The organism is Lactobacillus ultunensis DSM 16047 (assembly GCF_001436305.1).
Lineage (GTDB): Bacteria > Bacillota > Bacilli > Lactobacillales > Lactobacillaceae > Lactobacillus > Lactobacillus ultunensis.
This window is the reverse complement of the sequence record NZ_AZFO01000011.1, coordinates 42206-56191: the sequence shown is the minus strand read 5'-3', so window position 1 is coordinate 56191 and position 13986 is coordinate 42206. Positions and strand designations below refer to the sequence as shown.

17 protein-coding genes are annotated in these 13986 nt (G+C 35.2%); all 17 read left to right on the top strand.

The genetic code is table 11. The features are described from left to right. Positions 1-907, top strand: a 907-nt coding sequence (locus tag FC57_RS04820) for a zinc-binding dehydrogenase (RefSeq protein ID WP_056990016.1), incomplete at its 5' end; no start/stop codon positions are given. A 142-nt stretch (positions 908-1049) separates the two neighbouring features. Next, a complete protein-coding gene (locus FC57_RS04815; protein WP_007125722.1) occupies positions 1050-1982 on the top strand; it encodes an AEC family transporter in 933 nt (310 codons plus the stop codon). 25 nt (positions 1983-2007) lie between these two features. Continuing rightward, complete coding sequence (locus tag FC57_RS04810) at positions 2008-3036, top strand: FMN-dependent dehydrogenase (protein WP_007125723.1); 1029 nt, start codon at positions 2008-2010, stop codon at positions 3034-3036. 175 nt (positions 3037-3211) lie between these two features. Continuing rightward, positions 3212-3670, top strand: coding sequence for a hypothetical protein (locus tag FC57_RS04805; RefSeq protein ID WP_007125724.1), 459 nt, complete (start codon positions 3212-3214; stop codon positions 3668-3670). A 31-nt stretch (positions 3671-3701) separates the two neighbouring features. Beyond that, entirely contained in the window at positions 3702-4217 is a 516-nt protein-coding gene (locus FC57_RS04800) for a DUF805 domain-containing protein (RefSeq protein WP_007125725.1), read from the top strand. 136 nt (positions 4218-4353) lie between these two features. After that, the gene (locus FC57_RS04795; protein ID WP_007125726.1) at positions 4354-4560 is read left to right on the top strand and encodes a hypothetical protein; all 207 of its coding nucleotides are present in this window, start codon (positions 4354-4356) and stop codon (positions 4558-4560) included. Between the two features lie 169 nt (positions 4561-4729). Next, positions 4730-5644, top strand: coding sequence for a glycine betaine ABC transporter substrate-binding protein (locus FC57_RS04790; RefSeq protein WP_007125727.1), 915 nt, complete (start codon positions 4730-4732; stop codon positions 5642-5644). Positions 5645-5695: 51 nt separating this feature from the next. Beyond that, positions 5696-6328 (top strand): ABC transporter permease, encoded by a 633-nt coding sequence (locus tag FC57_RS04785; RefSeq protein WP_007125728.1) that lies wholly within the window; start codon positions 5696-5698, stop codon positions 6326-6328. Next, positions 6321-7088: an ABC transporter ATP-binding protein gene (locus FC57_RS04780; RefSeq protein WP_007125729.1), complete on the top strand. Its 768-nt coding sequence runs from the start codon at positions 6321-6323 to the stop codon at positions 7086-7088. Before FC57_RS04785 ends, FC57_RS04780 begins: the two co-directional genes overlap by 8 nt. After that, positions 7085-7726 carry an ABC transporter permease gene (locus FC57_RS04775; protein ID WP_007125730.1) on the top strand — a complete coding sequence of 214 codons (642 nt, stop codon included), beginning with the start codon at positions 7085-7087 and terminating at the stop codon, positions 7724-7726. The genes FC57_RS04780 and FC57_RS04775 overlap by 4 nt, the downstream gene beginning before the upstream one ends. Positions 7727-7737: 11 nt before the next feature. Beyond that, complete coding sequence (locus tag FC57_RS04770) at positions 7738-9033, top strand: replication-associated recombination protein A (protein WP_007125731.1); 1296 nt, start codon at positions 7738-7740, stop codon at positions 9031-9033. A 77-nt stretch (positions 9034-9110) separates the two neighbouring features. Beyond that, positions 9111-9671, top strand: coding sequence for a sugar O-acetyltransferase (locus FC57_RS04765; protein WP_007125732.1), 561 nt, complete (start codon positions 9111-9113; stop codon positions 9669-9671). Between the two features lie 6 nt (positions 9672-9677). Further along, positions 9678-11132, top strand: a complete 1455-nt coding sequence (locus tag FC57_RS04760; RefSeq protein ID WP_007125733.1) for a carboxylesterase family protein — start codon at positions 9678-9680, stop codon at positions 11130-11132. A gap of 19 nt (positions 11133-11151) precedes the next feature. Next, positions 11152-11829 carry a YczE/YyaS/YitT family protein gene (locus tag FC57_RS04755; RefSeq protein ID WP_052536195.1) on the top strand — a complete coding sequence of 226 codons (678 nt, stop codon included), beginning with the start codon at positions 11152-11154 and terminating at the stop codon, positions 11827-11829. 78 nt (positions 11830-11907) lie between these two features. Then, positions 11908-12354 (top strand): YybH family protein, encoded by a 447-nt coding sequence (locus FC57_RS04750; RefSeq protein WP_007125735.1) that lies wholly within the window; start codon positions 11908-11910, stop codon positions 12352-12354. A 110-nt stretch (positions 12355-12464) separates the two neighbouring features. Further along, the gene (locus tag FC57_RS04745; protein ID WP_007125736.1) at positions 12465-12932 is read left to right on the top strand and encodes a hypothetical protein; all 468 of its coding nucleotides are present in this window, start codon (positions 12465-12467) and stop codon (positions 12930-12932) included. A 32-nt stretch (positions 12933-12964) separates the two neighbouring features. Then, positions 12965-13786 carry a MerR family transcriptional regulator gene (locus FC57_RS04740; RefSeq protein ID WP_007125737.1) on the top strand — a complete coding sequence of 274 codons (822 nt, stop codon included), beginning with the start codon at positions 12965-12967 and terminating at the stop codon, positions 13784-13786. The last annotated feature ends 200 nt before the right edge of the window (positions 13787-13986 follow it).

The following is a 13986-nucleotide window of genomic DNA, read 5'->3' as shown; positions in this document are numbered from 1 at the left end:
TCCTGAGGTAAAGAATGGTTATGATCTAATTCAAATCAAAGCCTTTGGTGTTAATGAATCTGAAGTTACTAGTCGTAAAGGAGAATCAGATCCTGACTTCAAGTTCCCACGTATCTTAGGTATCGAAGGCGCTGGTGTTATTGCCAAGACTTATGAAGGTTCCAAGTTTAAGGTTGGTCAAAAGGTAATTACCATGATGGGTGGTATGGGCCGTAGTATTGATGGTTCTTATGCAGAGTACACTTTGGTGAAAGAAAAGAACCTAATTCCATTTGATAGCGATCTTGATTGGTCAGTTATTGGAGCTTTACCTGAAATGTTGCAAACTGCTTATGGTTCAATCTCTGAAGGCTTGCATGTGAAGAAGGGCGATTGGCTTTTAGTTCGTGGTGGCTCTTCAACAGTCGGTTTAACTGCTTCAATTCTGGCTCACCATATGGGTGCAAAAGTGATCGCTACCACTAGAAACCCTAATAAATTGGATACCTTAAAGCAATTAGGCATTGATTATCCAGTACTAGATGACAAGAACTTCAAGAAGAGCGTCAAGGAAATTACGCCTCAAGTTGATAAAGTTTTAGAGTTAGTTGGATTTAGCACTTTGTTTGAAGATATGAGTTTTCTTAAGCAAGGTGGTTACTGCTGCTTCACTGGTGCTTTGGGTGGTCAATGGACTTTAGACAACTTCTCTCCATTTATGATTCCTAGTGGCGTCTATTTAACTAGCTATGCTGGTGAAGCTAAAGATTTGCCTGCTCAAGAATTTGATCATGTTCTTAATTTAATTGAAGAAAAGAAATTAGTTTTACCAATCGCTCACGTTTACCATGGTCTTGAAGAAGTTGGGAAGGCTCAAGCTAACCTTGAATCTGGTAAATTCAGTGGTAAACACGTCGTTGTACTTTAATAATTAAAGAATACTCTGAATAATTGCTTATTTAGGGTATTTCTTTTTGTCATTTTTAGTCGTAAAAATTTGATCTAAGTCAAGGAAGAAACCATCTAAATATTAGATTCTAAACACGGAGAAGAAAAAGAGGTGGAACTGAATGAAGGCTGTACAAGTACTATTTCCTGTCTTTTTTATGTTATTTCTAGGATATATTTCACGTAAAAAGCAATGGGTTACTTACGAACAAAATGAAGGAGCAAAAAATCTGGTCTTAAACGTATTATTCCCATTTCTGGTTTATAACGTGTTAGTTAGTTCAAAGATCACTTCTAATTTCGTAATTCATATCGTATATGTTGATACTTGTTGGATTCTGATTTATATAATTGCTAATCATTTAACCAAATTTACTGGTAAAAGATACGCACATATTTCGTCTTTTCTCTTAATGACTAGTGAAGGTGGAAATGTTGCTTTGCCGCTTTATTTAACATTAGTCACTGCAAGTAATGCAATTAATACTGTAACCTTTGATGTGGGTGGTATCTTAATTAATTTTGGCTTAGTACCAGCAATTATTACTAAGAAAACTGCCGGGCACATTAAGCCAAGCATATTATTTAAAAAGATTATAACCAGTTCATTTATGATTGCAGTCATTCTGGGATTAATTGCCAATTTAACAGGCTTTCATCATTCAGTAATGTCCTCTCAATTAGGTCCAATTTATACTAATACAATTCAAATGGTTACTGGTCCAATTATGGGTATTATTCTGTTTACCATTGGATATGAACTCAAATTTGAGACTAAAATGCTAAAGCCTTTATTCAAATTAGCATTAGTTAGATTGATTGGATGCAGTTTGATTATTGCAGGCTTCTTCTTATTCTTCCCACAATTAATGCAAAATGAGGCATTCAAAATAGGAGTGCTGTTATACTTTATGTGTCCAACTGGTTTTCCTGTCCCATTGCAGGTTCAATCATTGGTTAAAAACAGGGATGATGAAACATTCATGTCCGCATTCATCTCACTTTTCATTATTATTGCTTTGATTGTTTATACGATAATAGTAATTGCTAGATAATTTTTATAATACGAGGAGAAAAATTATGAATAACAAAACTGATGTAAATACTGGTGCATCCAAAGTTGATGCAACTTCTGGTTCTTCTTTGATTGATAATCATGAAGAAGTAGTAAAAAGTCCTTGGCCAGGTCCCAAGGGAATGATTCCCGTTACAGATGGCAAAGCCGATGACGCCAATGTCCATAATCGTGCTTATTTAGATAGTATCTTAGTTGAAATGCGTTTGATTGATTCAGTTAAACCGGATCTAACAACTGAAATCTTTGGTCGTAAATATGCATCCCCATTAACGTTAGCTGCTGTTTCACACTTAAATAAAGTTTTAGACGATAAAACTCGTAAGCCAATGCAAGAAAAAGCTCGTGCAGCTAAAAACATGAACGTTTTAAACTGGATTGGTATGGAAAGCAATGAAGAATATACGGAAATTGTCAAAGAGGGTGGCGATACTGTCAGAATAGTCAAACCATTTGCGGATCATGACAAGATTATTGGTGAATTACAACTTGCTGAGAAGCTTGGTGCAGTAGCTGTTGGAATGGATATTGACCATGTGGCAGGTAGCGATGGCAACTATGATGTAGTTGACGGTATCCCGCTTGGTCCAATTACTTTTAATGATTTAGAAAAGTATGTCCATTCAGTGAATGTTCCATTTGTAGCTAAAGGCGTACTTTCTGTCAGAGATGCTGTTAAGGCTAGGGATGCAGGGGCGCAAGCAATTGTAGTTTCACATCACCATGGTCGTGTACCTTTTGGTGTCCCACCATTGAAAGTATTACCGGAAATTAAAAAGGCATTACGTGGCAGTGGTATGACAATTTTTGCTGATGGATCTCTTATGACAGGCTATGATGCATACAAAGCTTTGGCTTTAGGTGCAGACGCTGTCTTAATCGGCCGTGGAATTTTATCTGAATTATTAAAAGATGGACAAAAGGCTACGGAAGATAAGATTAAGAAATTGAATCAACAATTATCACAGATGATGCTTTATACAGGAATAAAAGATACTAAATCATTTGATTCTAGCGTGTTGCATTTTGAATAAATTCTGATTATTCGTTAATAATACCCTTACAGTTACTGACAGACAGTTGGTAACTGTGAGGGTATTTTCTTTTTGAAAAAAATAAATAAAAATCTGAAAAAAGTATAGACTGTAACGGAAGGTTACAGTCTATCTTAATATCAACATCAATTAATAGAAAGGACGTGTACATATTATGAAAAAGAGAATAACAAGTATAGTCATTAGTTTGATTATTGTAGTAATAACTTTTGTTTCTGTTTTGGTTATTTCAAATAGAGCTAAAAGCCCAGTTGCTTTTGCCAAGCAAGATGCTATTGAAAATAGAGCTTATAGACATTTTAATCGTGAACATTCATTTAAAATGCCTAAAGTATATCGAATTAAGAAGGGAGAGACTATCAAGGCTTACTCTTTAAGTAAGAATAATAAGCTAGAGACTGTCACTACTCTGAAAAGTAGTGAAGATACACCATTTTATGGTGTAATGCTTTTAAACTCTAAGACTAGTTTAGGTCAATTTGACAAGAATGGTATTACTTATCGAGGCGTTGTAACTCCCAAGGGAATTGCTTATTATATTCGTTCCAACGATTTTTCAAAATTAGATCGAATCAATTACTTTAATAGAAATAACCACGACTGTAAATTTTAATTGTAGAAAATGAGTTATTTGGAGGCTCAATATGAATAATCTTTATTATGAACAAAAATATCAACCAAGTAAGAATCAAGTACCAGATTCAAGTTTTGGGCAGATAATGAGAGAAACATTTGGTGATCTATTTAAATGGAATGCTCGTAGTACTCGTAAGACATTTTGGACCGGATTTATTATATCTGGCATTATTGAAATGATTTTAGGTATGATTTGGTGCTTCATATCTTTTAAGCAATTGATGTTCAATGCACCTAGCTTTTATCCTGGTTATTATTACCCACATGAAAGCTTTAGTAATTTATTTGGACACCTTTCACCAGCATTTTATGTTGGCGGTATTATCATTTTTCTGATTTGCTTATATCTTTTTCTTTGTCAATTAGGATTGGCAGTTAGAAGACTGCATGATACTGATCATAATGGTTGGTGGGTATGGTTGACTTTGATTCCACAAGCTGGTTGGATTATCCTTCTGTTTTATCTCTTAGTTCCAACTATGGAAAAACCGGTTAAGTGGAATCATTACCTCTCAATTAAATAGCAATATAAAATTCTAGGGCTCTTCGAGAGTCCTTTTTATTGTGTCAGAAAATAATTAATTAGTCTTGACTGTAACCATTCGTCACAGTTTATTATTTCAAATATAAAACAAATTTCAGTAGAAAGGACATGAAATTATGTTTGCTGTTAAGGAACGCCGCATCCTTAAAAAACATGTGAAGAATTTAAAATCTGCGAGTTTATATAAAACCTATCGTAAAATTTTTAATGAGTTAGAAACAGATCCTTTAATTAGAACTCATCATTTTGAATTACTTGCTAAACGTAAGACAAAACCTAGTCTATACTCTAAGTCAAGACAACCGGATTGGTTACTCAGTTGATTTAAAAGCAAAACAAGTAGTAATTTTTAGTGCTTGGGGACATTATGCTAGTGGTGATCAGAGCTTAATCCACAATAAACTTTAGGAAAAGTGGTATTATTTCTTGACTGTATCCTCACGTTACAGGATATGGTTAACAATGAAATAACTAATCAAATGGAGGAAAGAAATGAATAAAAAGAAGACATGGTCAATTGTTGCTATCATTATTGTAATTATTGCCGTCATTGCAGCAATAGTTTGGCCTAAGGGCAATAAAAACAACAACTCTGCTAAGAACCAATCTCCAATTACCATTGGTTCTAAGAACTTTACTGAAAGTAAGATAGTCATGCAGATTTACGCTGATGCCTTAAAAAAAGAAGGCTATAACGTCAAGACTAAGCCAAATATATCTAGTTCAGTAGTCTATCAAGCAATTAAATCTGGGCAAATCGACCTTTATCCTGAATATACTGGTACTATTGCTATGACTTACTTGAAGGGGCACATTGTTGGTAAAACTCCTGCTCAAATTGCAAAGATTGCCAAGGATGGTATGGCAAAACAAAATTTGGTAACGTTAAATTATGCTCCAGGCTCTGACTCACAGGGTATTGCTATTAAAACTTCAGTTGCTAAGAAATATGGTATTAAGACAATTTCTGATTTGCAGAAGAAAGCCAATAAAATTCGCTTTGCTTCCCAAGGTGAGTTTGATAAACGTGAAGATGGGATTCCTGGACTTGAAAAAGTTTATGGCAAATTCAATTTTAAGAGCGAAAAGATTTATGATCCAAGCTTAAAGTATAAAGTTTTAGCTCGTGGTGATGGTGATATTACTCCAGCTTCTACTACTGAAGGTCAACTTGCTACCAAAGATTACTTTGCATTGAAAGACAACAAGAACTTTTGGCCAGCTTATAATTTAGTTCCACTTGTTAGAGAGAAGACTTTAAAAGCAAATCCTGGCATTAAGAAAATCCTTAACAAGATTGATGCTAAATTGACTACCAAAGAATTAACCTTATTGAATAAAAAGGTTGATGTCGATGGTAAAAGCTATCAAAGCGTAGCTAAAGATTGGCTTAACAAGAATTATTAATCTCAAAAAGATTCAGTGAGCGCTGAATCTTTTTGTCATAGGAAGGTTTATATGTTTACTCAAATTATCCAATATTTTGAAGCAAATTCTAGTGAATATTGGCTGGAAATAGGGCAACATCTTTTTCTTAGCTTTTCTTCGTTAATTATTGCATTAGTCATTGCATTGCCTGTTGGTTATTTAGGTTCTAAAAACAGGGCAGTTGCCGCATTTTGTGAGAGTTTTGCTCAAATTTTGCGGATCATCCCGAGTTTGGCCTTGCTTTTTATCCTAATTCCTTTCATTGGAACAGGCATTGGTCCTGCTTTGATTGCACTAGTAGTTTTAGCTTTGCCTCCATTAGTTGTAAATACAATTTTAGGCTTTAATGAAGTTCCAACTGATCTGGAAGAAGTTGGACTTTCCTTAGGGATGAGTAATTGGCAATTATTAAAACAAATATCGTTGCCACTAGCTTTGCCATTTATTCTAAACGGAATTAAGTTAGCTCTTGTTGAAGTGATTGCTAGTGCCAGTTTAGCCACATATATTGGTGCTGGCGGATTAGGTCAGTTAATCATGACTGGTTTAGGACTATACAAGATGCAATATGTGATAATCGGTGGCGTAAGCGTTGCTTTGCTATCTTTATTAGCAATGTTTATTTTTGATCTAATTATTAAAAAGGTGAGAAACAATGACTAAGGAAATTATTAAATTCAACCATGTAAGGAAAAGTTTTGGCAGGAATGAAGTGATTCCTGACCTGACGTTTTCCATTAGTCAAGGTGAGTTCGTTACCGTTTTAGGTTCGTCTGGTTCAGGTAAGACGACCACTTTGAAGATGATTAATGGATTGGAGAAACCAACTAGTGGCGATATTTTAATTTCTGATAAGAATCTCAAAGATACTAATTTAGTCGATCTTCGCAGGCACATTGGCTACGTCGTTCAATCAATCGGACTTTTCCCTCACATGACCATTGCTCAAAATATTGCAGTCACACCCAAACTCTTAGGCTGGACACAAGAAAAGATCAATTCACGAGTTAACGAATTACTTGAAACAGTAGGCTTACACAGTGCTGACTTTGCTAAGAGATATCCCGCTCAATTATCTGGTGGGCAGCAACAAAGAGTAGGAGTGGCACGAGCATTAGCTACCAATCCTCCAATTATGCTTTTTGACGAACCTTTTTCTGCTTTGGACGCAATCACACGACAGAAATTGCAAGTTGAAGTTAAGCAATTACATCAACAGTTGAAAGATAAAACTTTCTTCTTCGTTACTCATGATATCAATGAAGCTCTTTACTTAGGTGATCGAGTAATGGTAATGAATCAAGGAAACATTGAGCAGTTTGCTAGTCCTCAAGAGGTGGTCAATCACCCAGCCAGCGAATATGTTAAAAATCTGATCGATACGGTTCGTACAAATCAAAAACTGTGGGAGAATTTGAAATGATTCAATATTGGCAAGAAAACTCGACTCGTATGATTAATTTGATGATTCAACACGCCCAGATGGTTTTAACCTCGCTTTTAATAGCATTGCTAGTTGCAATTATTTTGATTGCCATCTTTCTTAGAAAAAAGAATTGGTTAAATGCTTTGATTTATATCTTTTCACTGCTTTATTCTGTCCCCAGCTATGCCTTCTTTGCTTTGTTAATTCCAATTACTGGTTTAGGCAAAACGAGTGCCATTATTGTATTGGCCTTTTATAGCGAATATGTTTTACTGAGAACCTTCATTACAGGTATTCAAGAAGTGGATCCAAACTATATCGAGGTTGCTAAGGGTGTCGGCATGACGCAGCAAGAGATATTTGTCAAAGTCCAACTACCTTTGGCTTTGCCAGCCGTTTTTTCTGGCTTGCAAATTGCTTTAGCTTCAACAATGGCAATAGCTACGATTGCTTCAACTATTAGCGCAGGTGGATTAGGAGATCTTTTATTCGAAGGACTCCAAACTAGCCGAGTTGTTCCCATCTTATGGGGCACGATCTTAACCGTAGTATTAACTTTAATGTGTATTGCCGTCTTGAAATTAATAGAAAATATTATGATTTCTGATTGGCAGGATGCTGAAAAAAGCAGGTAGGTAAAATTATAATGACATTTAAACAGCCTTTAGCCGATTTAATGCGGCCTAACACATTAGATGAAATGATTGGTCAGGAGCATTTACTGACACCAGGTAAGCCTCTTTACCAGATTATTAAGAATCATGTTTCGATTAGTTTGCTTTTATGGGGTCCACCTGGTTGTGGTAAAACAACCCTAGCTCACGTAATGGCAAATACTTTGAAAATCCCTTTTGAGAAATTTAACGCTTCTATTCAAAATAAGAGTCAGTTGCAAGCTCTTGTTAGAAAACACCCTGAGGAAAGTTTTGTCTTACTACTGGATGAAATTCATCGTCTGACAAAACCGATTCAGGATTATCTATTACCTTATCTAGAAAATGGTCATATTTTACTAGTAGGGACAACTACCGAGAATCCAATTATGGCAATTCAACCAGCCATTCGTTCTCGCTGTCAAATCTTTGAATTTAAACCAATTGCACCAAAAGATGTTGAACCTGTTTTAATTAAAGCAGCAAATGAACACTTGGATTTTTCACTAAGTAAAGAACAAGCTCACGCTATCGCTAACTGCGGTAATGGGGATGTAAGGGTATCTCTGAATATTTTAGATACCTTACATGCCATGTGTCTTGATAAATTAACAATGGATGATATTGCTGATTTTGCTAGAAATCAGCACTTTTCTTATGATAAGGACGCGACTCAGCATTATGATTATATTTCCGCTTTTTCTAACTCCATCGAGGGTTCAGATGCGGATGCTGCTCTGTATTATTTAGCTGTAATTTTGCAATCTGGAGATCTAGCCTCAGTAGTTCGTAGACTAAAAGACTCTGCAGCATTAGATGTAGGATTGGCTGATCCCGAAAAAGTTAATCAAGTTATTAATCTGTGCAATACAGCTTTAGAAATAGGATTGCCACGTGCTTCAACTCATGTTGCAATGGCAACAATTATGCTGGCTATCGCTCCTAAGTCTGATTCGGTAATGCAAGCCTATTATCAAGCTTCAAAAGATGCAGTTCATCCCAACCAGCACCCTATGCCTGATTACTTACGAGACTGCAGCTATCAAGGTTCAGATAAGTTACGTGGAGCTGGCATAATGAAAGACATGTTCAAAGAACCACACCATATTGCCAAACAGGCTTACATGCCAGCTGACTTGATTGGCAAACACTACTATGAAGGTGGTCCAAATCGTAATGAAGAGAAACTTTATGCTCAATATCAGGCTTTGTTTAAATATATTTACGATCAGCCTTTTGTTAAAAGTAAGTTGAAGAAAGTTTCAATGTTTAAAGAAAAAAATGAATAAATGTGTTGACTGTAACGTTTAGTTACAGTCTATTTTATTATTAACGCCAATTATAGATTATTTAGGAGGCAGAAATAATGGAAATTTTAAAAAGAATCTTACAAGGCGGACACATTCCACCAGATAAAGAAGGTTTTGCAGGTATTGCCAAAATTATTGCTAAAAATGCGGAACTAGAACAAGATTTGAACTGCAATCATCATACTGATGCAGAGAAGCGAGAATTATTATCAGAAATCCTACAACAAGAAATTGATACGACCACATCAATCTCTTTACCTTTCCATACTGATTTTGGTCCACATATCTTCTTAGGGAAACATGACTTCATCAATAAGAACTCAATGTTTGTTGATTTAGGTGGTGTTTACTTTGGCGATAACGTTTTGGTAGGGCCAAACGTAACTTTTGCTTCCTTGAATCATACTGTTGATCCTAAGCATCGCTGGGAAATCAATGCAGCAAGTGTTCATATTGGTGATAATGTTTGGATCGGTGCCAATGTTACTATTTTGCCAGGAGTAACTATAGGTAAGAATGCAATTGTAGGAGCGGGGGCCGTCGTAACTAAAGACGTTCCTAAAAATACTATCGTTGTCGGTAATCCAGCACATGTTTTGAAGAAAATTGAGGAGTAAATAAATATGACTAATATTAACATTCCAGAAACAGATCGAGTGGCACATACTAATCCGACCTTTTCTAATATTAAAGAATGGCTTGGAATACCATATGCGACTGCAGATAGATTTCAAAGCCCTGAGATGGTAGATTTTAATACTAATCTAGACTATAGCAAATCTGGACCAGCATCTTTACAACCGTTTGATGCAGCTACGCTTCAATCAGATAAAGGCCTTTCGGAAAATTGTTTAAATCTTAGTATTTGGGCTCCAAAAAAGATTGAAAAGCCATTGCCAGTTGTCGTTTACTATCACGGTGGTGGATTTATCTATGGTTCAAATTCACAAATCACCTCGGTACCATCTGGATTAGCAGCCTCTGGTCGTGTGATAGGGGTATCTGTTAATTTCCGTTTAGGTGCTTTGGGCTGGCTTTCACTTTCCCAATATGGTGGTCAATTTGAAAATGCCACCAATTTAGGGTTACAAGATATGATTATGTCTTTGAAATGGATTCAAAAGTATATTAGTTCATTTGGAGGCGATCCTGATCAGGTAACTTTGACTGGACACAGCGGTGGCGCATTCATGTCAGCAGCATTACTTGCAGTTCCATCAGCTAAGGGGCTGTTTAAGCGAATGGCTCTCTTTTCTGGTGGTACAACTAGGATTATTCCGACGTGGTGGGCTGAACAATATGCAGATACAGTTATTAACAAGCTTGGTGTTCAAGACAATCTTTCTAAATTGTTGACTATTGATCCAAACTTGATTAATAAGGTAGCTCGTGAGGTCATTGCGCCAGATATGGGAGAAAGAGTTACAGTTGACAATATTCAACTTGGAATTGTTGATGACCATGATGAACCTAATGGCATTATAGCTTCTACCCCTACAGAAGCAATTGCCAAAGGATCATGTTCCGATATAGATATCATCTTTTCAAACACAACTAATGAGTTTGATTGGTGGGTTAAAAATGATCCAACCTTTAATTTGGGCAGTTATGAAAATGTGATCAAACATTTTGCTAAATTTAATCGTTTGCCTATTTCTCGTGTTCGTAGCATGATTGATTTTTATAAAAAAGATCGTACTCCCGCTGAAACCCGAGCTGCATTGTTTACTGACTATGTATTTGCATTGCCTAATATTAGGGATGCTCAATTGCATGCCCAAAAGGGTGGTCGTTCATATCTACTAAGCGTTGGTCCTGCAGATAATGCTCCCGCTGTTCATGGTACTGATATGTATGCCATTGTTGGGCAAAGGCAGCCTAATGCTAGTCAGGATCAAATTAAACGGGATACAACTGAAACTAACATTGTTCTAGATTTTGCTTGTCAAAATTATGATAAGCTTTGGCAACCAATTTCAGATAAGTTAGTGGTTAAGGAACTTGGCCATCGTCCATATAATGCTGAGATTTACTATAAACAAATAGAAAAACTATTTGCAGGTATTCCAACTACTTAGATGGAAAAAGTGGTTAAATATGGAAGAAAAAAATGATTCTTTATCCTTAAGAATAACAGCATTAATCGTAGGATTATTAATTAATGCAATCGCTAATGGATTAACTGTTTCAACAAACATGGGTACCAGTCCCTGGACGGCCTCAGAGGTTAATTTAGCACATTTATTTAACATTCCAGTTGGCTTACCAATTTTAATAGTTGGAATTTTAACTATAATCGTGAATCAGATTCTGCTTAAGCATTTTGACAAGATCCGTTTCTTTGGTGAGCTTTTATTTATTACTTGCTTCAGCTATTTTGTAAATATTTTTGTGGATTTTTTTGATCGTTTAGGAATACCTGATTTACCCGTCTGGTTAAAGATCATTCTATGTTTTAGCGGTATTTTTTCATTTTGCTGTGGTATTTCATTTTATCAAAGAGCTAACTTATTTATGCATCCCAATGATGACACTACCAATATTTTACGATTTGAATATTTTAAAGGGAATGTTGTGAAAGCTCAATTAGTGAATTTCTCAGTACCAACATTAATTATTGTTATTTGCGTTTTGTTTACTCATAAAGTCTATTCAATTAATGTTGGAACAATCTTATGCTTGTTTGCAAATGGACCATTAATTAACTTTGCTGATAAATATCTATGGCATAGTTTACATCACAATTTTAGAATTATAAAACCAATTAGAAAATAAAATACTTGACTGTAACGCGTAGGTACAACTTATTCTAAATTCTGAAGAGAAATATCTATTGAAAAAAAGGAGTTTATTATGAATTTTAATTATACACCCGAACAAGAAAAACTTGCTAGCCACCTTATTAAATTAGAAAAGAATGCATTAGACAAATTTTATCAAGGTGATGTGTCTGGATATTTAGACCTCTGGTCCAAAGACAACTTCACGTATTTCGATGTCAACTGTGCAGAAAGAATTGATGACTGGCAACAAATTGCCGATTTCATGAACAAGAACGTTGCTGGTAAAATGCACGCTGACAGTTACGATTTCCATAACCCAAGAGTTCAGTTTGGAAAGGATATGGCTGTTTTAACTTATCAATTACACGCTGACACCAGTATGATTGAAATGCACTATAACGTTATCGAAGTCTTCCAAAAAACAGAAGATGGTTGGCATGTAATTCACTCAACCTGGGATTTAATTCAACCATTTTCTCCAAATGTTAAGAGACCTAAGACTAATGTAGCCGTTTAATAGATAAAAAGTATTGGATTGATTAAATCCAATACTTTTTTTGACTATGACGTTGCGTGACAGTGTATATTAGGTTTATCAATAAAGTTATAGAAAGAAGGAATTCAACCATGAGAAAAGCAGTACCAATACTTACAGATGAATTAACTAAAGAACAATTCTTAGACATCATTGTTGAGAGTTTACAAACGGTAATTTTTGCGACAATTGATGATAATGATCATGCCCGCAGCAATGCAGCTGATATTGAATTACGTGATGGAGAAAAATTAGTATTTTCAACTATCGTTAATGGTCCGTTTTATAATCGCTTGAAAAAGCATCCCTACATATCAATAACTGGCTTAAAGGGCGAGGAGACGATGAACTCTGTGGCTTTTACTGTCAACGGCGAAGTTGAAGAAGTCGATAGCAGTTATCTTGAAAAGATTTACGAAACTCATCCAGAAATGAAAGATATTGACAATACAGATCCTGATTCAAGTAAAGCTACATTACGTCCTTTTGCGATTACACCAATTGATGGACAAGTTTATGATTTGAGAAACGGTTTCTTTAGAAAACACTTTGATTTCTAATAAGATAAAGAAGAATTAAGAGAGGCGTATATATGCCAGAGGAAAAATTATTATCAATTTCAGAATTTGCTAAGTTAGCAGGAACTACCCGTCGTACATTAATTTTCTATGATCAGAAAGGTATTTTTACTCCTAAAAAAATAGCAGATAATGGCTATCGCTTTTATGATTATGGCCAACTTTATCAAATTGGCTTTATTCTAGGTTTACGTGATCTAGGGTTATCTGTTGAAGAGATCAAAGATTATCTAAGTGACGAGAGCTCAGATGCTTTAAATAAAAAATTAGTTCCACTTAAGAAAAAAGTTGAACTTAGAATTCAAAATTTAAAACAAATACTGACTATCTTAGAAGAAAAAGAAACTAATAATACTCAGTTAACTAATACAGATTTCTATGTAGTTAAACAATGCTATTTGCCAGAGCGAAACTTTTGGTGTTCAGATTTTAAAGTTGATTGTTCTGAACAAGAAATTGCTTCAGCGTACAGTCATTTTTATCAAAGTCTTGGGACTGGTGTAATGGCGAATAAGATGCTTTCAGGCTTTTTGACTGATTTGCCACAGGCTAAACCGGGTATTTATGCTGATTCTGGTTTTAGAATAATCAAAGAAAAATCCTATAATCAGAAGGTTAATGTACCAGTTATTACCCAAGATGATGGAGATTACTTGATCGTTAAAGTTGAAAATAGTGGTGAAGGTATCGAAAAGGGTATCTCTGCTATCCGAAAATATGCCAATAAGAATAATTTACAAATTGGTGATGATCTTTGGCAATTCAACCTTGGAATTAATATTGAACGCTTAGGTTTAACTAAGAATAGCATTTTGGCATATCAAATTATGAAATGAGAGGTGATTCAAAAATAGATTATATTTGGACTTCCCAGCTATCTACTTCTTATTAATCATTAAAACCTCACTTTATTGATAATTATTAGTAAAGTGAGGTTCTTTTCTTACTTTTTCTTGACTGAACGTTAAGGTACAGCTTATCCTCGTTAATGAAGAATTGTTTTAATGGATTAATTGTTAAGACGGTATTAGTATTG